Source organism: Clostridium sp. DMHC 10, from assembly GCF_001270375.1.
Taxonomy (GTDB): domain Bacteria; phylum Bacillota; class Clostridia; order Clostridiales; family Clostridiaceae; genus Clostridium_S; species Clostridium_S guangxiense.
Window position 1 is genome coordinate 14590 of the sequence record NZ_LGVB01000015.1, and the last position, 25676, is coordinate 40265.

A 25676-nucleotide genomic window follows, 5' to 3' on the forward strand; every position below is an offset into this window, starting at 1 on the left:
TATATCAGTTAATCTTAAGCTCCATGCTATAAACAATATGTTTTTTCAAATTAAACTGCATTTCAATCTCATTAACCTTTTTGTATTCTAAACTTGTCCAAAATTTAATTGCTTTATGATTTTCTTTTATAACACCTATTCTTAACACTTTTGCTCCTAAATTTCTTAGCCAATTAACCAACTCTTTATGTGTTTCACTCCCCAAACCATTACCTCTTTCTTTAGGTTCAATAAGCATAAGCCCAATTATCCATGTACTTTCTATCGGAAAATTTCTTACAATGTCTATAATTCCTATAAGTTCATTTATATTATTGAATATTCCTAATACAAACTTATCTTCATGCTCTTTACCTGGTGGTAGTGCTGTGAATATTTCTTTTGCATCATCCTCTGCTGGAAGTTCGCCGCCACTAAGGATGTAATAGTCCGAACATTTTAAACACAAATCTTTAACCTTATTAGTTTCAGTTATATAAATTCTTTTAACTTCATAGTCATTTTTTAATTTTAATCTCTCCATATTAAACCTCCAATTTTATCTTAATCACAAAGCTTAGTACTTATAGCGACCCCATCCCCTATTGGAAGTATAGTTGTATAAAGTCTGTTATCTGAAAATACCTCTTTAACATATTCATCCATAGGTGTACTAAATATTTCTGGTATTCCCATGGGCTTAAAAAGAACATCATCGGCAATTATGAGCCCATTTTTACAAGTTAACTCTATGCACTTTTCTAGCATTGGTACATACAAAGCTTTATCAGAATCCTGCAAAATTATATCAAAAGGTCCCTCAACCTCATTAATTATTTTACTTGCATCACCTAATCTTAAATCCACAATATTTGATAATCCAGCTAGCTCAACATTTTTCTTAGTAGTCTCATAAAGTCCCTTGTCATACTCAATCGATATAAGCCTCCCACCTGTCTCCCTTAAGGCCTGCGCTATCCAAATAGTAGAATATCCAAGACATGTACCAAATTCCATTACTTTTTTAGCCTGCATTGATCTAATTAATAAGCCCAAAAATCTACCAGTTTCCAAGCCTATAGATGGCCTAATATCATTTCTTTTTTCTTCCTGCTTACAAATTTCCTCTAATTGTTTATTATCAAAATCAATAAAACTATCAATATATTCTGTTATCTTATTCATAAAATCACCTTCATATTTCTTTTTTCATAATAACCGCTGGAAGTTCCTTTCCTTCCCAATTTAACTTAATATCTTTAAACTTAACAAAGCCATTTGAACTCCAAAATTTAAGCACATTAGCATCATAATTTATAACTACATCTATCCTCATAGTTTCACTTTCAAGTGATTTTGCATACTTTTCTAAAGCCCCATATATCAGCTTGCCAATTCCTTTACTTTTATAATCACTTTTTAATATTAATATAGACAAATACGTTTCTTTTTCAACTTTAAAATCCAATGCTCCAGCTACTTTATTTGATTTTTTTCATATCTTCTAATTCTTTAACAACCCAATTACTATCTATTTTATCTTTTCCAATATGGTTTATTAAGAATTTTTTATTAGAGTTATATACCTGTGCAATTTCATAAACATCTTCAGTATGAGTTAACTCAACTTTAAATTTCTCTGTCTCAAAAATCATGCATTGTTCACTCACCTTCTTATCTAATATTTTTGCGCCTCTTCAAACACTCTCCTATAGTACTCCTCACCATGAGGGACAAACTGATTCTTAAAAAGTTTTTTATGAATATCGCTTCTACTTCCAGTACTATCAACTTCGAAGCCATCAGCTTGTACGCTTTCTACTTCATCATTAAGTAATTTTATAAGTTCTTTAAGCTCTATTTGAACAAGTCCTACAACCTCATCAAGCTGTAAAATATAATTTTCAAGCTTTTCATTACTCATATAAAAATAAATGTGACAATGTTCTCTGTCCATATATGTTTTGCCATCATACTCTTCTTTATAAACTACAGCAGGAATAAGCTTGCTGAATTTCACATCAATTCCAAGTTCCTCCTTAAGCTCTCTTACTCCATCCTCTAAGCTTTCTCCACTTACAAGATGCCCTGCTGAACTTGTATCATACAAATTAGGCGAAGTGTCTTTTAACGGATGTCTTTTTTGAAACAAAAGAAATTTCTTATCATTTTCTTTTTTTATAACAAAACATTGAAAAGTTCTGTGCCAATATCCATTTTTGTGAACATTCTTTCTCAAAGCTTTTCCAATTAATTTTTCATTTTCATCAAATACATCTAAATATTCATCCACTATGTAATTACCCCCTTAAATTATAGATAAACAACATGAAACTTTAAAATTGCAAGTTCCATGTTTATCCTGACAAACTGGAAGTTGATTCAGAGCACAGAGTACAAAGTGCAGAGTACAGTGAAGGTGGATTTACCTTTCGTTTCTCTCAGGTAAATCTTAGAACTTAATAGTGTCAGCTACGCTGAGCACTATATTTTAAGCGCTTTGCGTGCATTAAGTTTAAGATTTTTTGTAGCGACAGCGGAGAAAAATCATCCTTCACTGAACTCTGTCCTCTGTACTTTGTACTCTGAGTTAAATTCCAGTTTATCGAGATGAATTTAGTATTAGTCCTCTCAACCTTTCAGCTTGTTTACCTATATATGCTTTCTGGTTCATAAGCTTCCTTTACTGCCTTAATTATGAATACTCCTGTTACTAAAGCATTTAACATAACAATTATAAACAGTATGTAATAATACTTAAATTTATCTAGGAGAACTCCATATAAAATTGATCCTAATGGTATTGCCCCTTGTGATAACATTCCAAGCAGTGAAAAAAATCTTGAACGCATGCTATTTGGAACCAGCTTCTGAAGATTTGTACTAATTGGCGTATTTACAAAAGCATTAAACATTCCTATAGCCGAAAATGTGCATATAAGAATGCAAAACAGTAAAAGAGAACGTCCTCCAACTAATTTAATTGCCTTAGGAAAAACTACAATTGATAACATAACTAACACTGTTGTTTCTCCTATTAAACCTAGTTACTTATAAACTTAATAACAGATATATTATCACGTGCAAATGTCTTTAAGGTTATTTTCTCATTTTTACGATTCTTGCACTTATAAATCATAAACATAGACAATACACCAGATATAACAAACGATGCTCCATTTATTAAAAACACCATTTTTATACCTAAAAGCCCATAAATAATTCATCTTCCTCAAGTAATTCACCTATAATTGCGCTAGAAGCTGCTCCAAATACACTGTCCATAATTGATACGAATATTTGAACAAAAAATAAAATATAAATACTCATATTTCCGCTTAAAGCCAAAGATGCCAGCAAACATATTAAAATGCCTCTTCCAAAATCAGACACAATCATTATCTTCCTTCTGTCTTTCCTATCTCCAAGTATTCCTGCAAAAGGCGATATTACGAGATTCGGCACTAATACAAACACTGAAAATATTCCCATAAGCATGCCAGAATGAGTCAAATCAAGAATAAAAAGAGGAAGGGCTATCTGCTGCACCCCAGTTCCTATGAGCGATATAAATCTTCCACCCAAATATAATGTAAAATTTCTTTTATTACTCATTAATCCTTCACCCAATATTCACTACAGTCATCTTTTCTGTCCATAAAACCATATTCTATAAGCGCTCTTCTAATAGAAACATAATCATCATATATTCTTTTAAGTACCAGATTAACTTGCTTTTCATTATATTTCTCTCCGCTTTTAAAATTCTGTAAAATATATCTTAATACTACTATTTTCTTCTTTTCTTTAGATGGGAATTCCTTAAGATGACCTTCCTTATCAAAATAGTTTTTAATAATTTTATCCTCTTCACTTTCAGTTATAGCAAAACGTTCGTCTGTCATATTTGCAGTCTTGTGCACGGTTATCAATTCCTCCTTTTTATCCTGTTTTAGATTTTCTTTTTCATCTTTAATAATACCCATAATTGCTAAAAACACCTTTGCTTGCTTTTCTTTTTCCCTAAGTTTAAACCTATAGTTTCTTATAGTTGACTGACTTCCACCCATTTTTTCTGATATTTCTTTATCAGAAAATTATTTTTATAGTAAGCTAAATATTCACTTTGTATATCAGTAAGCCCTGTATAAGCTTTATTCATATTTATAAGATAGTCAAAAACTGAACCATGTTCTTTTACTATATGAAGTTTCATATATTTTTCAGCCTCATAAAAATCATCACCACTTTTGTAAATCACTCCCTTTTCAAAACTCTCTCCACATATAATGCATGTATAAATTTCCTTTTTGTCATCATAAATGTAGCCTCTTTTAATATCCTCTATAGGTGAATTCCAAAACACTTCTGAAACATCCACAAACTGTTCCTCCTTAATTTCAAATTATTACTATGTAAACATTATATCTTTTTGTTTATGTATAAGTCAACGCTTTTTATTTTTGTTTATTTTTTAAAGTACAACACAAAGTATATTGAATGATAAATTGTTTAAATAATGCACTATAAAGATTCACGCCAAAATTCCGTAGGAACGGAGGAATTTTTTCCTTGCACTACCGTGGGAGTGAAGTAAGAATGCTGAAGGAACGATTTAAAAAAATTCTAATAAATCTTGGTTCAAAAATTGTAAAATACTTAGATATTTCAATCTGTCTGAACGTATGCGAGTATAAACATACGCGGGGTTTGGGCTTTGCCCATTATCCTTCTAGAACCCAAAGCAACCACTTTTTTTAAATAATCACTTAGATTTATAGGATTTTTTTAACGTGACGAAGCATTGTTACTTCACTTTTTGTTGATATTTTACGATTAATCTGTTAATATAATAATAAAATCAATATTTTTTCACTGATTTTTCGGTTGGGCAAATTTACTTTTTATTTGCTTTCAAGAGAATTGAATTTCTGGGGTGGGAAATTCCAAAAAGGAATTTCCTGCCCTTTTTGCATACAAAAATTTAAAGGAGGATGATTTGTTTATGGAAAAGATCTATCTCGATATAGCTCTAATCTTAATCTTTACTAAAATAGGCTCTATAATAAGCTTGCATTTCAAAATGCCTGGTGTGCTTGGTGAACTTATAGCAGGTGTACTTTTGGGACCATTTGTTTTAAACCTTATTCAACCAAACAGCAGCATAACACTTTTATCTAATTTGGGAGTTATAATGCTAATGTTTCTCGCAGGATTAGAAACAAATCTTGAAGAATTAAAAAAAGCTGGAAAAAGCTCTTTTGTAATTGCATGTCTTGGAGTGCTGGTTCCTCTAATACTCGGAACTGCATCAGCTTACGCATTCTTTAATAACTTTTGGGAAAACCTATTTGTTGGGGTAATATTAACAGCAACCAGCGTAAGTATTTCAGTTCAAACCCTCACTGAACTTGGAAAACTTAATACAAGATCCGGTATAAATATACTTGGTGCTGCTGTGATAGATGATGTTTTAGGTCTTATTTTAATATCTGTAATACTTGCAACAGCGGACTCATCGGGAGGAGGAAACACATCTCTTATAGCTACCTTTGTGAAAATAGCAATATTCTGCATAGCATGTATTTTATCGCTAGTATTTTTGCCAAAATATATAGACAAAATCACTCAAAAGTTTAAACCTCAAAGTGGATTGGCTCTTATAGCTATTGCATTTGCTCTCATATGCGCCTTTGCAGCAGAGGAACTTGGAATAGCAGCTATAACTGGTGCATATATATTTGGCTTAGTATTATCTCCTATAAGACATAAAGAATATATAGAAAAAAGAATAAAAGTAATTTCAGGATCATTTTTATCCCCTATCTTCTTTGCTTCTGTTGGTATATCTGCGAGTATAAAAGGGGTAAATACAGAAGTAATACTTATAACATTAGTTATGTTTATAATTGCAGTTATAGGAAAAGTACTCGGCTGTGGTCTTGGAGCAAGGCTTTTTAAAATGTCACGAAGCGAAGCTATTCAAGTTGGTGTTGGCATGATTTCAAGAGGTGAAGTTGCAATCATAACTGCAAATATAGGACTTAATAAGCATATAATATCCGAGGAAATATTTCTTCCAACAATTGTTGTTGTAATACTCTCAACTATAGTAACTCCAATACTTCTTAAAATATCTTACTCACGAAAAACAGACAAGTTAATTGACAAAGCAGTTTGACAAATGAATACTTTCATTTCATAATTTAAAGTAATAACACTTAACCAAAGAGGTGATTACTTTTATGAAATCTTTAAAAAGGCTTACTATTTACGAGTCAATTTTTGTTGGAAGTGCTTTAAAATGGACATTGCTTTCAATAATCATAGGCCTAATAGTAGGCTCTTTTACTACTATATTTATAAAACTGATAAATATAGCGTTAAATTTACAAGCCAATTTCAATATTACTATCTATTTTTACCATTAGCTCTCTTTTTAAGCAGCTTTATAATAATAAAATTAGCTCCTGACGCCAAAGGTCATGGAACTGAAAAAGCAATTGAAAGTGTCAATCGTAACAAAGGAAATATGAAGATTGCTGTAGTACCAGTAAAACTTTTAACCACATTTATAACAATAATTTTTGGAGGTTCTGTTGGTCTTGAAGGCCCTGCCACTCAAATTGGAGGTGCTATATCATCTTTTTTAGGCAACATCACAAAAATGGACATAATGGATAAAAGAAGACTTGTGGTATGCGGAATAAGTTCAGGTTTTGTATCCGTATTTAATGCTCCTGTTGGTGCTGCTATATTTGCCTGCGAAGTTTTATACATAGGCAAATTATCTTATATATCGCTTTTACCCTCCCTTATATCGTCCTTTGTAAGCTACTACGTTGGCTTGTATATGGGAAATAAGCCTTTAATTTTCAGAATAAAGTATGTACCTAAAAATCAGATTAATTCTTTCATAAACATATGTATATTTGGAATAGCAACTGGATTTTTAGCTATATTATTTATTAAAATCGTTAAATATATAGAACATATTTTTAAAAAAATAAAAATTTATTCACCATTAAAAGGTATTATAGGCGGTATCATAATAATATCAATGGTTTATATAACAAATTCCTTTACCTCTCTTGGAATAGGAGATGAAACTATAAGTAAAATCGTGTTAGGAACAAAAACTGGTAATTTTTCATTTATAACCAAATCTCTAACAACAGCTTTAACTTTAGGCTCCGGAGGCAGCGGCGGCATTCTTACCCCTATGCTTTTCATAGGTTCCTCATTTGGCAATACTTGGGCTCAAATATTGGGCTTAAATATAGCTTTCTATTCTGCAATAGGTATGGCTGCATTTTTAGCTGCATGTTCAAATGTACCCATAGCATCTATAATAATCGCTATGGAGTTATTTGGAAATGATGTTGGAATATATGCAGCAATAGCAATTGGAATAAGTTATATAGTTGTTGGACACCAAAGTATTTATCCAACTCAATTTGTTATGTCATCAAAAACTCCTTCACTTAAAATAAAGACAAATATTGAAGTAAAAGATGTTAGTGAAACAAATTTAATTTCAAAAAAGCATATAATGTCTTCACTTCTTAAAAAGAAAAATAATTTTTTCCATTAGTTTATTATTTTTACATATTCTTAATTATTTTAGATTTATAATTTTATATTCCATATAAGAATTACTTTAAATAATATAATATTTTAAATTATGTACAAACTAATAGTAACAAAATAATTTAATTGAAAGAAGGCGTTTTTGATGACTTCTTATGATGATTCAATATCTACTTCAATTAAGAATAATATTATAAAAGAAATGGAAGATACCGCAAATGATATTCATGTAACAACAAGAAATGGTTGTGTAATTTTAACAGGAGTTGCTAATGTATTGTATGAAAAATTAAAATGTGAAGAAATTGCAAAAAAAGTTCAAGGAGTTAAAAAAATAGAAAATGACATTGCAATAACTACAGATGGAACTGTTACAGATAAAGAACTTACTCAAGAATTAAATAGCAATTTAAAAAACGTCCCTAATAGTAATAAGTTTCTAGGTATAACAGGAAAAGTAAACGGTGGATCAGCGATGTTAATAGGTGAAATAGAAAACGAAAAATACAAAAAGGAAGCATTAATGGTTGCTTGTAAAACTTACGGAATAAAAGACGTTGTCAATAATATCGATGTTAGTGGAACTAGTGAAGATATAAACCTGAACAATACTATCTATCAAAAACTAGTAGAAAATAGAATCAATATATCAGACATAGTCTATACTGTAAAAAGAAATAATGTTATCTTAAATGGTTTTGCAACAAACGAAAGAGAGATAGCTTATATAGTTGACCTTATTGAAAGCATTGAAACAGTAAAACACGTTGAAAATCACTTAAAACCTCGCCCATGGAAAACTGGAATTAAAGACTAAAACAATTATAGAGTAAAGAGTATAGTTATAGATAATTTTCTGTTATCACAGAAAACCTAAAAATAAATGCAAATTTTAATAATATTACAGTATTTTTTTACTTTCAAAGACTTATTTGATACAAGCAAGATAAATCTTTGCTCTGCTCTTTACTCTAATTTTTATCTGCATTCTAAAGCTTTTGGCACAATAAAAATATGATATTTAACAAGCGAGTTTTTTACAAACGCATTTTTATTTTGTGTTACATCATTTACTTCTTTTAAATTTTTAGCTGCGAAAAATATAGTTCCACCTTTTCTATTATATACTCCTCCACCAATCATATATTTTTGAGAAGAAATATTACAATTTCTAACTTTAGTTTTTATACTACTTTTTTCAGATTCACTATTTTTATTTTCGTCCTTACCCTTATAGCTTAATCTAACAAATATATTATTTTCATCCATATTAATTCCTCCATTTATAGTAAGACCGCTATTAACTTACCTATTTTACAAATAAAAAGAACAAATGTTCCCTATATTTGTATTATAGTGAACATTTGTTCGATAGTCAATATATTTTTTATATTATTTTCCTTCCCTTATTTGAAAAAAAACAAAGTGAAAGCATTCCAGGACCAACATGAGAACCAATTACAGGACCAACATGATTTATAATTACCTCTTTTATTCCAAGTTCACTTTTAATAATATCCTTTAGATACTCTGCATCAGAAAGGCAATCTCCATGGCTTATTCCAACCACCATATTTTCAAAATCATTTCCTCTTTCCTTAAGTTTATCTTCCAAGAACCTAATAGCTTTCTTTCTGCCTCTAATATTAACAGTATTTATAAGTTCACCATTTTCATTTATGAAAACTATAGGTTTTATGTTAAGCAAAGTTCCAACAACAGCTTTTGACATAGATAACCTTCCTCCTCTTCTTAGATGGAAAAGATTCTCTACTACAAACCAATGATTCATATTATTACAATTCTCTTTTGCCCAACTTATTATATCCGCACCAGTTTTACCACTCTTCAAAGCTTTCCAAGCATAATAATTTACTAATCCTTCACCAATACTTGCACATTTAGTATCAATTATTTTTATACTTGCATTAGGATATTCATCTAAAATCTGCATTCTTGCTATTTCTGCACTATTAAATGTACCACTCAAAGTAGAATCAAATGCCAAATATACAATTTCCTTATTTTTTTCAACAAGTTTCTTAAACTTTTCATAAAACCTATATGAATTTATCTGAGATGTGGAAGGTTTTTCACCTTTTCTCATAGCATCATAAAATTCTTCGTATTTAAGTGTTTTTCCAAAGTCATCTTCATATTCATTACCTTTAAAATGACACATGAGCCCAATAGCTTCAACCTCGCTTTTTTCAATGAACTCTAAAGGCAAATCACAACTTGAATCAACCAAAAGTACTGTTTCCATAAAACACTCTCCCTTAAATTAAGTGACTTCAATATAATATCATAAATCACATTATATCACATTAGAAGCCATATATAGTTAAATCGTATAGAATTTTTATTTTTAAATTATTACATAAAAATGTATTTTATGTAAACTTAGTATTAGGTAAATATTCTTCAACATACATAAAATACTTATATCATTTTTGTTAAATTTGATTTATACTATTGTTAGTTAATATGGACAAGTATTGTGCTAATTATTGGAGGGTGCTAAAATATGAATTCAAAAGACGTGATGAAATACATAGAAAGTGAATATTTAATAATAAATACTACAAATTGTGAAGTTTGTGGTGGTGAATATAGAGCTGTTGGACAAGGTATAGCTTTTATAGATAATGAGCCTTATGATATTTGTGAATGTGAATGTTCAAATTGTGGTCATAAAAAAACTTTCGAGTTTCCTGCTCCTTTTTTAATTGATAAATACGATAAATCTAAAAATAATTCTTTAAATTAAGCGTACTGTACCAAAATAAAAAACTATTTAGTGCTATTTTGAGTATCTTTTATCTTCCCTTAAAAGGAGCCGTTGCACTAAATATAAATATTGTGAAGAAAAATAAGTGAAAGGTTTTAACTCGTCTTGTTCGCTAAAAGACTAACTTTTTCACTAATGAATATAAAATATTACTTGTAAAACTTTGGAGCTTACATTTTCAAGTTTCAGAGTGATTTATCTTTATATAGTGAAACCACTGCAAAACTTAAACTATATATGTTCCAAAATACCAATTTTTAAGGGATTATGGTACATATATAGTTTGTAGTTGAGCTGGTTTCACTATATATAATCCAGCAGCTAAAAGTAAACATACGCGAGGTTTGGACTTTAGCCCATTATCCTTCTTTAACTTAAAGTTTTTGAAATTTTTGACTAAGATTTATAAAATATATTTGTTTTCTACAAATATATCTTAAATCTCTTAATGATATATGTTGTTCCGATTGTCACCCATAGTATTATAATGAAATATCTAAAAATTCAAATACTTTTAAATTAGGTAATATTGCTTTTAAACCTAATTCTAAAATTAAACCTCCTATTGATGCAATAAAAACTTTTATTACATTCTGAATATATGATGCTTTTTCCCTAAATCTTACAAATTTACTTTCTATCAAATATCCTACAAAAAATCCAGTAATTGAGCCAAACTGCTTGTATAAATCTAAATTTCCGTAATTTATTGTAATTATGCATACTATAACTACTAATACTAATAGGCCATAAATATTTCCAGCACCATCTTTAAAATCAAAAATTCTATTTACTACCGCCATGGATAAAAATCCAATTACAAAACCAAAAAACACATCAACAGGTCTATGCACTCCTAAATAAAGTCTAGATAAGGCTACACCGAGTATCATTATAGTTCCAACAATATAAATCCAACGTTTCTGTATATTTTTCATAAGATTTGTCCAAAAAACAGATGCATTCTGTGTATGTCCACTTGGAAATGAATATCCTCCTGCAGTTTCAAGCCTCAATGATCTTATGCCGCTTGTCCCTATTGGTCTTGGAACTTTAAATATATTTTTTACAAGCCCATTAATTGAATTACTAAAAAGACTTGCAAAACCAAGTTTGTATCCTAAATTTTTATTAATGCATAAGTAAATAATTAATATTGCTCCGATAGAAAAATATTGCTCTCCTGTCATTGTTATTAGTTCTGCAAGTTTGTCTAAAAATGGATTAGAAACTGCTGTAAAAATTTTATTATTATTATATTAAAATTCGCTGTTAAAATGTTTGCTATCAAATATTAATCCTCCTAATTTTAGAATCAATATTATTATAATACTTTATGGTTAATATTTATAGATAGACAACTTGAAAGGTTAAAATAACTAATACCAAATTAATCCTGTTAAACTGGAATTTGTAAATCAGAGTAGAAAGTAGGGAGTACAGAGTAGAGTGAATGTAGATTTACCTTTCGTTTCACTTAGGTAAACCTTAAAACTTAATAGTGTCAGCTGCGCTGAACATTATGTTTTACGCCATGCGCGAGCATTAAGTTTTCAGATTTTTCGCAGCGTTAGCAGAGAAAAATCATCCTTCACTGTACTCCGTACTCTGTTCTCTGTTACAAATTTTGATTTGTTAGGATAAACTTGGAATTTATTATTTTAAAGCTCCAAGTTACTCATCTATAATATACGTTTATCTTGTAGCCATTTCTCTTATTGCCATTTTATCTACCATCTTGTCAATTTCCTTAAACGCCCTATCTACTGCCTCACTCTTTCCAACGGATGGCATATCAACACCTTCCACTAAAAGTTTTTCAAATTTATCTATGCCTATAAATTTAAAAATATCATGAAGGTAATTAACTCCGTGATCTATTTTCCATGACATTATTCTAGGATATACTCCACCTGAAGACTGAATATAAAGCATTTTTCTTTCTTTATCGTCTAACAAGCCCTTAACTTCTTCTGAAGTAACCTTAATTACTTTATTATCTTGCATTATGCAATCAATATACATTTTTAATCTTGCTGGAAAAAGAGAACTCCACATAGGTGCAGCAATAATATACACATCGGCGCTTATAAATTGATTGCAAAGTTGATTTATCCTGTCTACAGCTTTCTTATCCTCCTCTGAAAGAGCATCATAATCACTTCCAGAAACAATTTCACCTCTTTTTTTAAATACCTATAATTAAGTTCTGGTATGTATTCATTACATATATCCAGTTCTTCGACCTCATATTCTGGATACTTTCTAATAAATGTTTTTATAAATTGCCTTCCTACAAATTTACTTGTTGACATTTCTTCTGGTTTTGTATTTACAGGTATATATAATAATTTTTTCATTAAAAACACCTCCATATGAGATATTTTTTCTTATAAATTTAAAATTATTCTCTCTTCATCCTCATAGGTTAATTAATTTGTAAAAGAATTAATTAACATGGCTTTTTGCCATCAAGCCAACCATTATTTTTCCAATAACTATAATCCGTTTTATTCCAGGTATTATTTCTTTGAGAGACTCTCATTAAATAAAAAATCATTTTTGTAAAAAAACTTGGATTTCTTTTACTTGACGCCGTAACCATCTTGGTAACTTTTACTCCAATTTTACGCAATTGACTTTTAATTTTCCTTTTTTTCTCTAACTTAACATCTTCCCAACCCATAGCTCCAACATTAACTCCATAGGAATATACTTTATTAATTCCCATATAAACTAAATTTTTTTTCATAGCTTTATTTGTATCTCTCGTGCCAGCCCTTGCCGCTGTAGCTACAACCACTGCTACCTTATGAAACATTTGTTGATTAAGCCTATGAGGTATCCATCTGTATGCTAAATGATCTAAAAATGCTTTCATTTGCCCACTCATATTACACACATAAACTGGGGATGCCAATATAATTAAATCTGATTTATCTAGAAATTCTGTAATTGGATGCATTTCCTTATAATGCTGGCAAGTCTCTTCACCATTTAAGAAACAAGAAAAACAACTATTACAAAAATGAGGCATGTCCTTTGGCAGAAAGAATTCTGTTATATTAATATCTTCACTTTTCAAGCTTTCAAGCAAAACTTTTACACAATTATAAGTACTTCCTTTGTGCATAGTACCATAAATGACAGTTACTCTCATACTCTATACTCTTTTTACTTAAATCAATCTTAATATTATTCTTACTTTGATAAAATTATTACCTTTAATTTCAATCTATTTCTTAGGCTGCATTTAGAAAATGTTGATATAAAAATAGCTGCTTCAAATATAAAGCAGCTATTTTTGTAATTATAAGGGATATATAACATTTAATTATTGAATTCTAAGCTCCATATTATTATGAGAGCTAATTTATTGTTCATGAATCATATGGGCTTCGCCCAAACCTCCATATTATTATGAGAGCTAATTTATTGTTCATGAATCATATGGGCTTCGCCCAAACCTCCATATTATTATGAGAACTAATTTATTGTTCATGAATCATATGGGCTTCGCCCAAACCTCCATATTATTATGAGAGCTAATTTATTGTTCATGAATCATATGGGCTTCGCCCAAACCTCCATATGTTTACTTTTGTACATAAGCTTTTGTGAAGTATAGAACATCCATTGGAGTTCTGTATGTGCCTTTTACATAACTCTTGATACAAGAAACAACATTATATTCATATAAAGGTACAACTGGCATGTCATTCATTAGAATATCTTCTGCCTGATGCATTTCATCAAATCTCTTCGTAGTATCTGTTTCAGCTTTAGCTTTTGCTATGAGTTTATCGTATGCTGGGTTGCTGTAGCCTGTAACATTGTTTCCACTACTAGTTACCCACATATCCAAGAAAGTCATTGGATCAGCATAATCTGCACTCCAACCATTTCTCGCCATACCAGTATATGTGTGTTTAGTTGTTTCATCGAGTTGAACTTTTCTTTCAACAGCTCTAAGAGTGATATTGATATTTAAATTTTTCTTAAGCATATCTTGAATTGCCTCAGCAATACTTTTATGAAGATCACCAGTATTATATGTTAACTCAATAGTAGGGAACCCTTTACCATCTGTGTAACCAGCTTCTGATAATAACTTCTTAGCCTGTGTTGTATCTGCTTTTGTTGAGTAATAATCTTTTTGTTTAAAATCTTTTCCATTGCTTTCAACCATACCTCTAGGCACAAAGCTTGTTGATGGATATTGACCTGATTTTGTTACACTCTTAACTAAAGCTTCTCTATCAATTGCTAGTGAAATTGCCTTTCTAACTTTAGCATCATTCATTGCTTTAGCAACTGCTGGATCAAGTTTAGCTTTTGGATCTAAGTTAAAACTATAATAGTAAGTTCCTATATTAACATAAGTTTTTGCTTTTCCCTGCTTCAAAAGTGAAGGAGTTTGTTCTGTTGGTGGTGTATCAATTATATCAATTTGCCCTGATTGATATGCCGACATATAACTTGTCGCATCATCTAAAACTGTATAAGTTAACTTATCAAGTTTAATTTGAGATTTATTCCAATAATATGGATTTTTTACAAATTCTAATTTATCTTTTTGTTTCCAATTCTTCATCTTAAAAGCGCCATTAGAAACATATGTTGAACCATTTAATGCCCAATCCTTTGGATGTGCAGTTACAACATCTTTTCTTACTGGCATATAAGTTTGGAAAGCCAATAATGATAAGAAATATGGTGTTGAACTTTCAAGCTGAACATCAAGAGTATAATCATCTGTTGCTTTTACTCCAACTTGATCAGCTGAAACCTTACCTCCATTATATGCCTCACCATTTTTTAAATAATAAAGTTGATATGCATAATCAGATGCTGTTTCTGGCGCTAATGCTCTCTTCCATGCATACTCAAAATCCTTTGCAGTTACAGCTTTACCATCTGACCACTTTGCATCTTTTCTCAAGTGAAATACATAGTGTTTTCCATCTGATGATATATCCCAACTTTTTGCTACTCCTGGATATGCTTTATTATTTGCATCAACATCTGTAAGACCTTCAAAAGCATTGGCTATTACAGTTCCTCCTTCAACAGAACTATTTAATCCTGGATCTATTGTTTTAGGATTTGCACCTAAATTATACCTTATGATTTGTTCTGCACTTTTTGTGTTTGATTTACTTGCATTTCCACATCCAGCTAATAGTGAAGATACTAATAAAGTAGACATGGCAATAGCTATAATTCTTGATTTTTTACTTTTCAACATTTAATTGCCCCCTTATATTTTTTAATATATTGAAACTTACTATGTACGTAATCACTTAAAAACTGAAATCTGGAAACATAAATAGTTTGAGTTTCATCTATAGTGTTAACAACTCTAACCTCAATTTATACATTTCTTATAATATGTACTATGGATAAACAACTCAGAGTAGAGTGTTAGTGAAAAAAATCATCCTTCACTCTACTCTCTACTCTCTACTCTCTACTCTGTTACAAATTCTAATTTAATAGGATAAATTTGGTGCTTATAATTTCTATGTTTCAAGTTGTTCGTCCATATAGATAAACAAGTTGAAAAGTAAAAATTAGTAATAGTAATTTTTACCATAAGCAATAGATTTGATTTGAGCTATGTTGAGATTGAATTTTTCCATAAATCTGTGATATTATTGTCTACCACAACATCTATTTTTTATGTATTTCATGGTTACTTTTATTTATATTATCGTCAGTAAAATTTTTTCCTTAGTTTTTAAATTTAACTTTTTATTGACTCAATTTCTTCCTTTAAGCTTTCTATTTCTTTCTGTAATTCAAATATTGTTTCTCCAAATTCCTTCCTTAATTCACCAATTTCAAAATTATAATCTTCTGAATTAGGAGATATTCTGTCTAATTTTTCCTCAAATAAATCTTTATTATCTCTTTTTATAACTCTAATATTTATAAATATTAAAATTAATCCAATTGCAAGCAAAATAACTATAGACATTAAGTCACCTCAATTATTCATATTTCAGTACTTTGAGTTGCTTTCTAAGATGCATTATTGCTCTAGTATGCAGCTGACATACTCTTGATTCTGAAACTCCAAGAATACTTCCTATTTGCTTTAATGTAAGTCCATCATAATAATATAATGATAACACCGTCTTATCCTTTTCATTAATTAAATCAAGGGCTTTTGTAAGATACTCTATTTCTTCCTTTTCTTCAAGAGACCTTTCAGGGCTTGGACTCTTTTTGTCCTCAATAGTTCCTATGAGCGGCATATCATCATCTTCTGAAAATATTAAATCCTCAAGTGACATTACAGATATGTAGTTTATGTAACTTTCAACCTCAATAACATCCTTTACCTCAACACCTAAACCAGATGCTATCTCAAAATATGTAGGTTCTCTTAAAAGTTCTTTTTGAAGTTTTTCAACTATAAAATTATATTTATTTAACTTGTCCATAGCTCCTTTAGAAATAGGACTATTTTTCCTTAGTTCATCAATCATTGCTCCTTTTATTCTTATAGACGCATAGGTTGAAAATTTCATACCTTTACTTTCATCAAACTTATTAAGTGCATCTATAAGCCCTATCATACCATACCCAACTAAATCCTCGTAATCAATATATTTACTCTTTCCAACTATTACTCTAGATGCTATATATTTGACTAACGGTATATACTTCTTAATCATTTCCTCTCTACCATCTAAAACACCGATTATTGCCATATAAGTCCCCCCTACCTTTTTTTCATGTGTTCCCTCATAATATCGAAAGTATACAAGATTACATTTTCTCTCTGACTGCCATCAATTTCATGAAATTTAAAGCCACATACATAGGTTCCACTTTGATTTTTAATGCACCTTACACATGTACAAGGAACAAGTATATTCTTATCATGAAGTTGTAAGTAAATAATAATAATGTCATTTTTATCAAGTTTTTCATTAATTGTAATTCTTGCACCGCCGCCACTTAAATCAAGCATTGTCCCTTCTGAAAATTCTTCAAGATGCTTCAAAGAGTGATTCAATAATGCCTTGGTGATCTTTTCCTTGCCTATGACTTTGTACTTTACTTCCTTTACAATTTCAACTCTAAAATTCTTTCTTCTTTGTATTTTTCTTATTTTGTCCTCAGTAGGTACAGATATTAATATCAATGGTATCTTATCTTTTTTTCTTCCAATTACTACTGAATAAAAAGAATAAATATTTTTGTCATCACTATAAATAACCTCAACATTATCCCCGGTTATAAGACTTGCATAACTGCCACTAGCTACAGGTAAACTTATAGCTATATACTTATCCGTTATATCCTGTACATTACTTTTGTAAACATCCTTTTCCCATATAATTTCACATTTGTCATTAATATTAATAGATGAATTAGACATAAACACAACTCCTTATGAAAAAATGCTGAAAAACTTTTTAAACAACCCCTCAATTCCCTTACCTGATTTTCCATAAGTATTTCCTATTATTTTTTTTGCTATATTCTCAATATCTTTAGTCGCATTACAGTTTGGTTTTCCAATAACAAAAGGTTCTTGGTTTCTAACAGCTAACACCAAATTACTATCCTCATAAACACTTCCTAAAAATTCGATGTCCACCTTGATAAATTTCCTTACAACCTTCTGAAATTTGTTAAATGTATCAATTCCTTCCTTATGATTTAATACCCTGTTTACTATTATTTTAGCACTTGTCTTTATATTAAAATGTACCACAGCTTTGAATAAACTATAAGCATCTGTCAATGAAGTTGGTTCTGGTGTTGTAACTATAACAAGGTCATCTGAGCATGCAATAAAACCAAGTATACTTCTATTAACTCCTGCTCCTGTATCCATTATTATATAGTCCAAATCATTTAAACTTGAAATTTTTTTAAGGAAATTATCTATTTGAAATTTAGATAATTCGCTTAATTTTGTAATCCCAGTGCCACCCGGTAAAAGCTTTACACCAAATGGACCTTCTGCTATAACTTCCTCAACAGTCTTATCATTATATATTATATCAAATATATTATATTTTGGTAAGAACCCCATAAGAACATCATCATTACCCATACCAATATCTGCATCAAAAATTAGTACCTTTTTTCCCATTTTTTGAAGTGCTATAGATAAATTCACCACCATATTGCTTTTGCCTACTCCACCTTTTCCAGATGTAACAGTAATAACCTTAGGTTTATTATAATTTATATTTTCTTCTTTTTCCATAGCCATAAATCTAAGCTTTTGTGCCTGATCCATCATATACTATCCTCTCCCAATATAATACTACTAAGTTTTTCTATTGATAACTTTTTTATATCATCAGGCACATTTTGACCAATTGTAAAGTAACTAACAGGTTTACCTGCATAATTTATTATATTTATAATCGAACCATAAGTTGTAGTTTCATCTAACTTTGTTATAATTACATTTTTATAGTTTAATTTTCTATACCCCTTAACAATAGCTTCAATATCTTTATCTTTAGTAGTACAGCTAATTACAAGGCTTATATTTTGAGTCCCTGTCTTTTCTACAAAAGCTCTAAGCTCTGATATTTGCATTTCATTTTTACTACTTCTTCCTGTAGTATCAACAAGTATCACATCACAATAACTCATACTCTTTATGGCTTCGTCCATTTCCTTAAGTGTAATTACAACTCTAAATGGTATTCCCATAATATCAGCATATGTCTTAAGCTGTTCAACGGCTCCTATCCTATAAGTATCTACAGTTATAAGTCCAACTTTTTTCTTTTCTATAAGTGCAAATCTTCCTGCAAGCTTTGCTATAGTCGTGGTCTTTCCAACACCTGTTGGTCCTACAAGTGCAATGATACCATTCTCCTCAATATCACATATACTAATATTATTTTTTATAGTCTTTTTAATACTATCTTCGTCATATTCACCATTTAAATCTGATAACATTTTTTCTATACACCTATCATTTATATCCATGGCTCTAAATTCATTTTTGATTTTATCAGTTAAAGAATCACCGTGAGATTTTTCATTTGAAAGACTGCTAATAAGCTCTTTCATTTCCTTCATTTCTTTTAAAATTTCTTTTTCACTATTTTTTTGTATACTCGGGACTTCTGGACTTTTTCTTACATAGTTATTCTCTGATAATAAAGCTTTACTTGAATGCTTCTCCATAGCTTTTTTTAATGCTTTTATACTCTCTTCCATACTAGAAGACTCTATATTACTTTCATAATCATCATATTTTTGAGACTTATCAACACCAGCTGTAACTTCTATAAGCTTTTTAGAAAAAAAACCAAAAATTCCACCTTTTTTTATTTTCCTACTGCTTATTATTACAGCATTGGATCCAAGATCTAACTTTATCTTATTTAAAGCTTCATTCATATCGTTAACTATATATTTCTTTATTATCATTGTAACCTTACAACTCCCTCAGTCTTTATTTCAATTTCATTTGGAATCTCATTTAACGATATAATGCTTACATTTGGGAATACCATTTCTGTAAGTTTTCTAAAAGCAGGTCTTATTTTAGGAGATACTAAAATAACTGGCTGCCCATCATTGAAATTAACTGAATCGATAGTATCTTTAACCGACCTAAGAATCTTGGTTGTGCTATCAGGATCAATAGCTGGGAAAGATCCTTTAACTGATTTCTGAATATTATTAGCAATAAGATTTTCTATATCTGGTGATAAAGTTACAACTGTTACACTGTTACTATCATCAATTATTCCATTGCAGATTGTTCTTCCAAGTGCCATTCTCACATACTCTGTCAAAACTTCTGTATCTTTGGTTGTTCTAGAATTATCCGCAAGGTTTTCCATTATGGTAACCATATCTTTAATTGGCACTTTTTCCTTAAGTAAATTTTGAAGAACTTTTTGAAGTTCACCTATAGTCATAAGATCAGGTATAAGCTCCTCCACAACAGCTGAATACTTTTCTTTCATAGAATCTACTATATCCTTTACTTCCTGTCTTCCAAGAAGTTCATATGAATGTGCTTTTACTGTTTCTGTAAGATGAGTAATCATAACAGTTACAGGATCAACAACTGTAAGTCCTTTTATTTCAGCCTCTTCTCTTTGATCCTTATTAATCCATATAGCTGGAAGTCCAAAAGTTGGCTCTGTAGTTTTTATTCCAGGTATATCGGAATTTTCACCTGTTGGATCCATACAAAGAAGCATGTTAGGCATTAACTCTCCCTTTGCTACAACCGTACCTCTTATTTTAAATATATATTCATTTGTATTAAGCTGCAAATTATCTCTTATTCTTATTGGCTGAACAACAATACCCATTTCAATTGCACATTGCCTTCTAACAGACGCAATTCTTTGAAATAGATCACCTCCTGAACTTTCATCTGCAAGTGGTATTAGTCCATAACCTATTTCTACATCCATAGGTTCAACTGAAATAAGCTTCATTACATTTTCAGGTTCCTTACTTTGGGTTTCAATGTTCTTTTTAGTTTCGCTTTCAATAGCAGCCATTTGCTTACCTAAATCATCTTTATACAAAATAAATGCAGATACCCCCACTGCAGCAGCCAAAATAATAAATACAGCATGTGGAAAGCCAGGTATCATTGCCATTACAAGTAAAACAGCTGATGCCATCCCAAGCACTTTAGGAAAAGCAGTTAATTGGCTAATAAGGTTATTTCCAAGGTTTTCACCATTTTTAGATTTAGTAACAATTATACCAGTTGATATTGAAATAAGTAACGCTGGGATCTGGCTTACAAGACCATCTCCAATAGTAAGCTTTATATAATCCTGTGCTGCTTGAGCTATTGGTAGATTTCTCATAAGTACCCCAATTATTATGCCTCCTAAACTATTGATTGCAACTATTACAATTGACGCAATCGCATCACCTTTTACAAACTTAGACGCACCATCCATAGATCCAAAAAAATCCGCCTCAAGTTGCAAATCCCTTCTTTTCTTCTTAGCTTCTTCCTCAGTTATTAGTCCTGAATTTAAATCAGCATCTATAGTCATCTGCTTTCCAGGCATAGCATCCAATGTAAATCTTGCAGCTACTTCTGCAACTCTTCCAGAACCATTAGTTATTACAATAAATTGAACTACTATTATTATAAGGAATATTACTATACCAACAACATAATTTCCTCCTATAACTAAACTACCGAAGGTGTTTATTATATCACCCGCATATCCATCAGTAAGTATAAGTCTTGTCGATGACATATTAAGTGCGATTCTAAAAAGGGTAGTAATAAGTAGCAATGTTGGAAACACTGAAAACTGAAGCACTTCAGTTGTAAACATCGAAACAAGTATTATTATAACAGAGGCTGATATATTTATCGCAATAAAAACATCTAATAAAGCTGCTGGCATAGGAATAATTAACATTAACACTATTCCTACAATAGCCAAAGATACTATAATATCAATATTATCTTTTATATTTAACTTTCTACCTTCTTCCAACATTATCCTCCTATCTTTTCTTTTTTAATTTATATACAAAAGCAAGAATTTCGGCAACAGCTTGATATATATCGACTGGTATTGCCTCATCTATATCAACTTTTGAAAATATAAGTCTAGCAAGAGGTTTATTTTCTATAATTGGAACATTGTTTTCACTTGCAATTTCTTTTATCTTAAGTGCAGTTCTATCTACACCTTTAGCAACAACCATAGGTGCCTTATCCACACCTTTCTCGTATTTAAGAGCTACAGCAACGTGAGTAGGATTTGTAATTACAACAGTAGCATCAGGTACCTTGTTCATCATAGTTCTAGAAATAATCTCTTTCATTCTCTGTTTTCTTTTACCCTTAACTTCTGGATCTCCTTCATCCTGCTTAAATTCATCTTTTATTTCCTGCTTAGTCATTTTCATATCATTTTTAAATTGACGTTTTTGATACGCAAAATCAACTATAGCAATTGTAAGCATTACTAAACTTATGCGCTTAAATATATCAACTACATATGATAGATAAGCATGAGGAATATAATTTACAACTAAATTATTAAGCTGTACAATATCTCCATAATTACTCATCAAAAATTGATATCCAACAATTCCAACTATAAAAACCACGAACATATCTTTAATAAGCTCAACTAATGTTCTCATAGAAAACATTCTTTTAAATCCTGCGGCTGGATTTATTTTTTCAAACTTAGGCTTCAAAGGTTCCATTGTATGCATAAAACCTACTTGAATTATATTTCCAGCAACACCTAAAATCATTATTGGTAAAATAAAAATTAAAATCACTTTAAAAAAGTTTATTATTGAAAATGCAAATACATTTTTCAAACCAACCTCAGTTAAATTAGGCTTTAAATAATTTTGTAAAAATTCATACATTATATCCTTAAGATATCCAAATAAGGTATCACCAAATACTGACAATATAATTGTAATGGTTATAAGTGTAATTGCAAGCGGTACCTCTTTACTTCTAGGTACTTGACCTTTTTCTTTTGCTTTTCCAAGTTTTCTAGGAGTAGCTTGCTCTGTTTTATCCGAATCTGCAAATATAATTGCAGCTGGAATAAGCTTATAAAATCCTTTATAAATATCAGGTAACGAATTAAAGGATGAAACCATAAATTTTATTATAACTGGCAATGTAAGCATAACACATACTAATCCAAGCAATATTTTTATAGGAACTCCTAAAATCATTACATTTAACTGCGGAACAGTTCTAGACATAAGTCCTAAAACTAAATCTGTAATTAAAAGGACAAGTATAACCGGTAGTGCTATTTTTAAACCTATAACAAAAAATTGTGTAAAAACATTAAAGGAAGTCATGACACTTTGAGAATTTACTACAAAAGTTCCAAGCTTAACAGCAGCAAAACTATTAACTAATTCTTTTATGAGCATAATATGTCCATCAATGGTAAAATAAAAAACAATTGAAAACATATAAAAAAGTCTCTCAAATAATGAAGCATTAGTTTGCGTTGTAGGATCATAAGATGACATCATTGAGAATCCTATCTGAAAATCAAGAAGCTGTCCTCCAATTCTTGCACCTATAAAGGTTAAATTTGCAAAAAAACCAAGTATAAGTCCTGTCATAACCTCACATACACATTGCCAAACATATAAAATACCATTATTAAGGGCCGTAGCATTTGATAAATTTATGTATGGAATAACACAAAAGGAAATCGCCAATGAAATCATTATTTTTGCTATATTAGGAAAACTTTTAGGAAATATAACTTCAAGTGCAATAAAAAACGATAGTATTCTTAAAAATATAAGAAACAATGATGTTAAATAAGTAATATCCACCATTTATCACACCTAACTTGTTATATTTGAAATCATATCAAATATTCTGCTCATAAATCCCGTCATCATGTGAAGCATCCAACTTCCAGTCATAAATCCAACTAAGACTATAGCCAAAAGCTTAGGTAAAAATGTAAGAGTTTGTTCTTGAATTTGAGTTGTTGCTTGAAATATACTTATTATAAGGCCTACTACTACTGATACTATAAGTGCTGGTGCACAAATCATAAGCCCTGTTGATACCGCATCCTTCATTACTGTTATTATCATATTTTCCGTCATCTATATCACCTCGCAAAACTCAGTACAAGTGACTTAACTACCATATACCATCCATCTACCATTACAAACAAAAGGAGTTTAAATGGCATTGATACCATAGCTGGTGGAAGCATCATCATTCCCATTGACATAAGGATACTTGCTACTACAAGGTCTATTATAAGAAAAGGTATATACAGTAAAAATCCAATTGTAAATGCAGTCTTAAGCTCACTTATAATAAAAGCTGGAATAACTATATGCATAGGCATATTTACTGCAGTGTATTTACCTTTAGACTTGTCCAATTCAATAAATAAATTTGAATCTTTCTTATAAGTATTTTTAAGCATAAACTGCCTTAATGGTTTTTTAATTCTCGTATACGCCTCTTGTTGTGTTATTTGTTTATTTAAATATGGTTGTATAGCATCTTTATTCATAGTATTATACGTTGGCATCATTATAAACATAGTAAGAAATAAAGCCAACCCTACAAGCACTTGATTAGGTGGAGATTGCTGTGTACCCATAGCATTTCTCAAGAATCCAAAAACAACTATTATTCTAGTAAAACTTGTCATCATTACAATTATAGACGGCAGCAAAGTTAAAACTGTAAGTACTAGAAGAAGTTTTATATCATCAACTAGATCACTTGGATTACTGGAACTATTATCGATAGAAATACCTACTTTAGGCACATTTAAAGTTTGCGAAGTTGTTGGCGCTGCATAAATTTTATTTCCAAAATAAAAAGCGCATATAAAAAACACCATTAAAACTATCATTTTTTTCTTTTTCATAGCTAATCTTCCTTTTTCATCCCAAGCTTATTCTTAATATCTTTAAAAAACTCATCTAAACTTTTATACTGTGGTATTTTTTCACTTTTTCAATGGCGCTTAATTCTTCACCATCAATCTCCATTAAAATTTCTGTTTTAGAAGTAGTACTAGACATAATATATCCCTTTGAGCCAATTTTAATAACCAAAAGACTTGTATCCTTTGAAAGAGACGTCTTTTCTAGTACTTTAATATATTTTTCATTTTGCATACCCTGAAATTTACTGCCCCCATATTTTAGTGAAACATAAATTAACAGTATAATCATGGGAAAAAATATTATAAATTTTATTATCATCCCTGCTGTATCTATCATACAACACCATCCTAATAGTATTTATTGAATAACTAAATTACTAAAATATATATTTGAAATCTTCCCATTTTTTAAATGCATATTAACTTTATCAAGAATTTCTTTTTTTATTTCTTCTACCTTTTTTTGATCAGCAAAATCTGCTGCAGCTTTACTTCTTAAAACTCCTACTATTTCAGCCTGCAGTATTGGCGTTTTTACGGCATTTTTATCTTCCAATTCAGACTTTAATTTTTTATTAACATTACCATCATATCCTAATGCAACACTAACCTTTATAAATTTTTCAGTATCTTTATCTGATAAATTAGTTGTAATATCATCAAAACTATAAGTTTGTTCATCTACATCTACTGTAGTAATACTTCCAGAACTGGTTTGTTGTACTTGATTTGTATCTACATTTGTATTATTAGTAGTACTTCCACCTTTTTTTGAAAATACAAAAAAGTACAATATTCCAAATACTAATAATACTATTATTACAGCAATTAAGAATATAATTATGATTTTTGAACCCTTCCCATTTTTTTTAGCCTCATCGTTCTTTTTATCGTCAGCCATTCTT

At 30.1% G+C, this 25676-nt stretch carries 30 protein-coding genes, 1 pseudogene and 1 other annotated feature; of the genes and pseudogenes, 4 read left to right on the top strand and 27 right to left on the bottom strand.

Annotation, left to right across the window (positions count from 1 at the left end):
* Positions 1-4 precede the first annotated feature (4 nt).
* The 10 genes from AGR56_RS02010 to AGR56_RS21135 form a co-directional block, all read right to left on the bottom strand.
* Positions 5-523, bottom strand: coding sequence for a GNAT family N-acetyltransferase (locus AGR56_RS02010; protein WP_053240934.1), 519 nt, complete (start codon positions 521-523; stop codon positions 5-7).
* Positions 524-543: 20 nt separating this feature from the next.
* Positions 544-1164 (bottom strand): O-methyltransferase, encoded by a 621-nt coding sequence (locus AGR56_RS02015; protein ID WP_053240935.1) that lies wholly within the window; start codon positions 1162-1164, stop codon positions 544-546.
* A gap of 10 nt (positions 1165-1174) precedes the next feature.
* Positions 1175-1447, bottom strand: a complete 273-nt coding sequence (locus tag AGR56_RS21105; RefSeq protein ID WP_231017409.1) for a GNAT family N-acetyltransferase — start codon at positions 1445-1447, stop codon at positions 1175-1177.
* Positions 1448-1460: 13 nt separating this feature from the next.
* Entirely contained in the window at positions 1461-1634 is a 174-nt protein-coding gene (locus AGR56_RS21110; RefSeq protein ID WP_231017408.1) for a hypothetical protein, read from the bottom strand.
* A 23-nt stretch (positions 1635-1657) separates the two neighbouring features.
* Positions 1658-2275, bottom strand: coding sequence for an NUDIX domain-containing protein (locus AGR56_RS02025; protein WP_053240936.1), 618 nt, complete (start codon positions 2273-2275; stop codon positions 1658-1660).
* Positions 2276-2627: 352 nt separating this feature from the next.
* A complete protein-coding gene (locus AGR56_RS21115; RefSeq protein WP_242851253.1) occupies positions 2628-2993 on the bottom strand; it encodes a hypothetical protein in 366 nt (121 codons plus the stop codon).
* 29 nt (positions 2994-3022) lie between these two features.
* Positions 3023-3175, bottom strand: coding sequence for a hypothetical protein (locus AGR56_RS21120; protein WP_231017405.1), 153 nt, complete (start codon positions 3173-3175; stop codon positions 3023-3025).
* Between the two features lie 8 nt (positions 3176-3183).
* Entirely contained in the window at positions 3184-3594 is a 411-nt protein-coding gene (locus AGR56_RS21125) for an MFS transporter (RefSeq protein ID WP_053240938.1), read from the bottom strand.
* Positions 3594-4049: a DUF2087 domain-containing protein gene (locus AGR56_RS21130; protein WP_242851254.1), complete on the bottom strand. Its 456-nt coding sequence runs from the start codon at positions 4047-4049 to the stop codon at positions 3594-3596. Before AGR56_RS21130 ends, AGR56_RS21125 begins: the two co-directional genes overlap by 1 nt.
* A complete protein-coding gene (locus AGR56_RS21135) occupies positions 4025-4360 on the bottom strand; it encodes a hypothetical protein (RefSeq protein ID WP_242851255.1) in 336 nt (111 codons plus the stop codon). The genes AGR56_RS21130 and AGR56_RS21135 overlap by 25 nt, the downstream gene beginning before the upstream one ends.
* Before the next feature lie 504 nt (positions 4361-4864).
* Positions 4865-4925: a sequence feature (sodium ion sensor (DUF1646 type); this cis-regulatory element may regulate processes involved in with the transportation of sodium ions), on the top strand.
* 59 nt (positions 4926-4984) lie between these two features.
* Here AGR56_RS21135 and AGR56_RS02045 point away from each other — a divergent pair.
* From AGR56_RS02045 to AGR56_RS20620, 3 genes are all read left to right on the top strand, one after another.
* Entirely contained in the window at positions 4985-6160 is a 1176-nt protein-coding gene (locus tag AGR56_RS02045; RefSeq protein WP_053243258.1) for a cation:proton antiporter, read from the top strand.
* Between the two features lie 123 nt (positions 6161-6283).
* Positions 6284-7573, top strand: coding sequence for a chloride channel protein (locus tag AGR56_RS02050; protein ID WP_242851256.1), 1290 nt, complete (start codon positions 6284-6286; stop codon positions 7571-7573).
* 141 nt (positions 7574-7714) lie between these two features.
* A complete protein-coding gene (locus tag AGR56_RS20620) occupies positions 7715-8386 on the top strand; it encodes a BON domain-containing protein (RefSeq protein WP_198149901.1) in 672 nt (223 codons plus the stop codon).
* 161 nt (positions 8387-8547) lie between these two features.
* Here the strand turns inward: AGR56_RS20620 and AGR56_RS02060 are convergent, their stop codons facing one another.
* Together AGR56_RS02060 and AGR56_RS02065 are read right to left on the bottom strand one after the other, a co-directional pair.
* On the bottom strand, positions 8548-8838 hold the full coding sequence (locus tag AGR56_RS02060) for a hypothetical protein (RefSeq protein WP_053240939.1): 291 nt from the start codon (positions 8836-8838) through the stop codon (positions 8548-8550).
* 118 nt (positions 8839-8956) lie between these two features.
* Complete coding sequence (locus tag AGR56_RS02065) at positions 8957-9835, bottom strand: DegV family protein (RefSeq protein ID WP_053240940.1); 879 nt, start codon at positions 9833-9835, stop codon at positions 8957-8959.
* A gap of 261 nt (positions 9836-10096) precedes the next feature.
* On the opposite strand from AGR56_RS02065, the gene AGR56_RS02070 reads away from it, so the two are divergent.
* On the top strand, positions 10097-10339 hold the full coding sequence (locus AGR56_RS02070; RefSeq protein ID WP_053240941.1) for a hypothetical protein: 243 nt from the start codon (positions 10097-10099) through the stop codon (positions 10337-10339).
* A 503-nt stretch (positions 10340-10842) separates the two neighbouring features.
* On the opposite strand, the gene AGR56_RS02075 is transcribed toward AGR56_RS02070, so the two are convergent.
* The 15 genes and pseudogenes from AGR56_RS02075 to AGR56_RS02145 form a co-directional block, all read right to left on the bottom strand.
* Entirely contained in the window at positions 10843-11550 is a 708-nt protein-coding gene (locus AGR56_RS02075; RefSeq protein ID WP_242851257.1) for a phosphatase PAP2 family protein, read from the bottom strand.
* Between the two features lie 505 nt (positions 11551-12055).
* Positions 12056-12720, bottom strand: a pseudogene (locus AGR56_RS02080) (NAD(P)H-dependent oxidoreductase).
* A 92-nt stretch (positions 12721-12812) separates the two neighbouring features.
* Entirely contained in the window at positions 12813-13520 is a 708-nt protein-coding gene (locus AGR56_RS02085) for a flavodoxin family protein (RefSeq protein WP_053240942.1), read from the bottom strand.
* A 435-nt stretch (positions 13521-13955) separates the two neighbouring features.
* Positions 13956-15608, bottom strand: a complete 1653-nt coding sequence (locus tag AGR56_RS02090) for a peptide ABC transporter substrate-binding protein (protein ID WP_053240943.1) — start codon at positions 15606-15608, stop codon at positions 13956-13958.
* Positions 15609-16106: 498 nt separating this feature from the next.
* Entirely contained in the window at positions 16107-16340 is a 234-nt protein-coding gene (locus AGR56_RS02095) for a hypothetical protein (RefSeq protein ID WP_053240944.1), read from the bottom strand.
* A 13-nt stretch (positions 16341-16353) separates the two neighbouring features.
* On the bottom strand, positions 16354-17079 hold the full coding sequence (locus tag AGR56_RS02100; RefSeq protein ID WP_053240945.1) for a FliA/WhiG family RNA polymerase sigma factor: 726 nt from the start codon (positions 17077-17079) through the stop codon (positions 16354-16356).
* Positions 17080-17090: 11 nt separating this feature from the next.
* The gene (locus AGR56_RS02105; protein ID WP_053240946.1) at positions 17091-17753 is read right to left on the bottom strand and encodes a flagellar brake domain-containing protein; all 663 of its coding nucleotides are present in this window, start codon (positions 17751-17753) and stop codon (positions 17091-17093) included.
* Between the two features lie 12 nt (positions 17754-17765).
* Positions 17766-18629, bottom strand: a complete 864-nt coding sequence (locus AGR56_RS02110; RefSeq protein ID WP_053240947.1) for a MinD/ParA family protein — start codon at positions 18627-18629, stop codon at positions 17766-17768.
* A complete protein-coding gene (gene flhF / locus AGR56_RS02115) occupies positions 18626-19780 on the bottom strand; it encodes a flagellar biosynthesis protein FlhF (protein WP_053240948.1) in 1155 nt (384 codons plus the stop codon). The genes AGR56_RS02110 and flhF overlap by 4 nt, the downstream gene beginning before the upstream one ends.
* Complete coding sequence (gene flhA / locus AGR56_RS02120; RefSeq protein ID WP_053240949.1) at positions 19777-21843, bottom strand: flagellar biosynthesis protein FlhA; 2067 nt, start codon at positions 21841-21843, stop codon at positions 19777-19779. Before flhA ends, flhF begins: the two co-directional genes overlap by 4 nt.
* 10 nt (positions 21844-21853) lie before the next feature.
* Positions 21854-23686 carry a fused FliR family export protein/FlhB family type III secretion system protein gene (locus tag AGR56_RS02125; RefSeq protein ID WP_198149905.1) on the bottom strand — a complete coding sequence of 611 codons (1833 nt, stop codon included), beginning with the start codon at positions 23684-23686 and terminating at the stop codon, positions 21854-21856.
* Positions 23687-23695: 9 nt separating this feature from the next.
* Positions 23696-23965, bottom strand: coding sequence for a flagellar biosynthesis protein FliQ (gene fliQ, locus AGR56_RS02130; protein WP_053240950.1), 270 nt, complete (start codon positions 23963-23965; stop codon positions 23696-23698).
* Between the two features lie 5 nt (positions 23966-23970).
* Entirely contained in the window at positions 23971-24750 is a 780-nt protein-coding gene (fliP, locus tag AGR56_RS02135) for a flagellar type III secretion system pore protein FliP (RefSeq protein WP_053240951.1), read from the bottom strand.
* A 55-nt stretch (positions 24751-24805) separates the two neighbouring features.
* Positions 24806-25108, bottom strand: a complete 303-nt coding sequence (locus tag AGR56_RS02140) for a flagellar biosynthetic protein FliO (protein WP_242851258.1) — start codon at positions 25106-25108, stop codon at positions 24806-24808.
* 21 nt (positions 25109-25129) lie between these two features.
* Positions 25130-25672, bottom strand: coding sequence for a flagellar basal body-associated FliL family protein (locus AGR56_RS02145; protein WP_053240952.1), 543 nt, complete (start codon positions 25670-25672; stop codon positions 25130-25132).
* Positions 25673-25676 lie beyond the last annotated feature (4 nt).

Bases quoted from the DNA above. Each gene is read 5' to 3' on its own strand.
- AGR56_RS02070 (WP_053240941.1), top strand. From the start codon at position 10,097: ATGAATTCAAAAGACGTGATGAAATACATAGAAAGTGAATATTTAATA.
- AGR56_RS02010 (WP_053240934.1), bottom strand. From the start codon at position 523: ATGGAGAGATTAAAATTAAAAAATGACTATGAAGTTAAAAGAATTTAT.
- AGR56_RS02015 (WP_053240935.1), bottom strand. From the start codon at position 1,164: ATGAATAAGATAACAGAATATATTGATAGTTTTATTGATTTTGATAAT.
- AGR56_RS02050 (WP_242851256.1), top strand. From the start codon at position 6,284: ATGGACATTGCTTTCAATAATCATAGGCCTAATAGTAGGCTCTTTTAC.
- AGR56_RS02110 (WP_053240947.1), bottom strand. From the start codon at position 18,629: ATGATGGATCAGGCACAAAAGCTTAGATTTATGGCTATGGAAAAAGAA.
- fliQ (WP_053240950.1), bottom strand. From the start codon at position 23,965: ATGACGGAAAATATGATAATAACAGTAATGAAGGATGCGGTATCAACA.
- AGR56_RS02095 (WP_053240944.1), bottom strand. From the start codon at position 16,340: ATGTCTATAGTTATTTTGCTTGCAATTGGATTAATTTTAATATTTATA.
- AGR56_RS02100 (WP_053240945.1), bottom strand. From the start codon at position 17,079: ATGGCAATAATCGGTGTTTTAGATGGTAGAGAGGAAATGATTAAGAAG.
- AGR56_RS02045 (WP_053243258.1), top strand. From the start codon at position 4,985: ATGGAAAAGATCTATCTCGATATAGCTCTAATCTTAATCTTTACTAAA.
- AGR56_RS02075 (WP_242851257.1), bottom strand. From the start codon at position 11,550: ATGACAGGAGAGCAATATTTTTCTATCGGAGCAATATTAATTATTTAC.
- AGR56_RS21125 (WP_053240938.1), bottom strand. From the start codon at position 3,594: ATGAGTAATAAAAGAAATTTTACATTATATTTGGGTGGAAGATTTATA.
- AGR56_RS21115 (WP_242851253.1), bottom strand. From the start codon at position 2,993: ATGTTATCAATTGTAGTTTTTCCTAAGGCAATTAAATTAGTTGGAGGA.
- AGR56_RS02125 (WP_198149905.1), bottom strand. From the start codon at position 23,686: ATGGTGGATATTACTTATTTAACATCATTGTTTCTTATATTTTTAAGA.
- AGR56_RS02085 (WP_053240942.1), bottom strand. From the start codon at position 13,520: ATGAGAGTAACTGTCATTTATGGTACTATGCACAAAGGAAGTACTTAT.
- AGR56_RS21130 (WP_242851254.1), bottom strand. From the start codon at position 4,049: ATGGGTGGAAGTCAGTCAACTATAAGAAACTATAGGTTTAAACTTAGG.
- AGR56_RS02140 (WP_242851258.1), bottom strand. From the start codon at position 25,108: ATGATAGATACAGCAGGGATGATAATAAAATTTATAATATTTTTTCCC.
- AGR56_RS02065 (WP_053240940.1), bottom strand. From the start codon at position 9,835: ATGGAAACAGTACTTTTGGTTGATTCAAGTTGTGATTTGCCTTTAGAG.
- flhF (WP_053240948.1), bottom strand. From the start codon at position 19,780: ATGATAATAAAGAAATATATAGTTAACGATATGAATGAAGCTTTAAAT.
- AGR56_RS02060 (WP_053240939.1), bottom strand. From the start codon at position 8,838: ATGGATGAAAATAATATATTTGTTAGATTAAGCTATAAGGGTAAGGAC.
- AGR56_RS20620 (WP_198149901.1), top strand. From the start codon at position 7,715: ATGACTTCTTATGATGATTCAATATCTACTTCAATTAAGAATAATATT.
- AGR56_RS21120 (WP_231017405.1), bottom strand. From the start codon at position 3,175: ATGGTGTTTTTAATAAATGGAGCATCGTTTGTTATATCTGGTGTATTG.
- AGR56_RS02105 (WP_053240946.1), bottom strand. From the start codon at position 17,753: ATGTCTAATTCATCTATTAATATTAATGACAAATGTGAAATTATATGG.
- fliP (WP_053240951.1), bottom strand. From the start codon at position 24,750: ATGAAAAAGAAAAAAATGATAGTTTTAATGGTGTTTTTTATATGCGCT.
- AGR56_RS02090 (WP_053240943.1), bottom strand. From the start codon at position 15,608: ATGTTGAAAAGTAAAAAATCAAGAATTATAGCTATTGCCATGTCTACT.
- AGR56_RS21110 (WP_231017408.1), bottom strand. From the start codon at position 1,634: ATGATTTTTGAGACAGAGAAATTTAAAGTTGAGTTAACTCATACTGAA.
- AGR56_RS02145 (WP_053240952.1), bottom strand. From the start codon at position 25,672: ATGGCTGACGATAAAAAGAACGATGAGGCTAAAAAAAATGGGAAGGGT.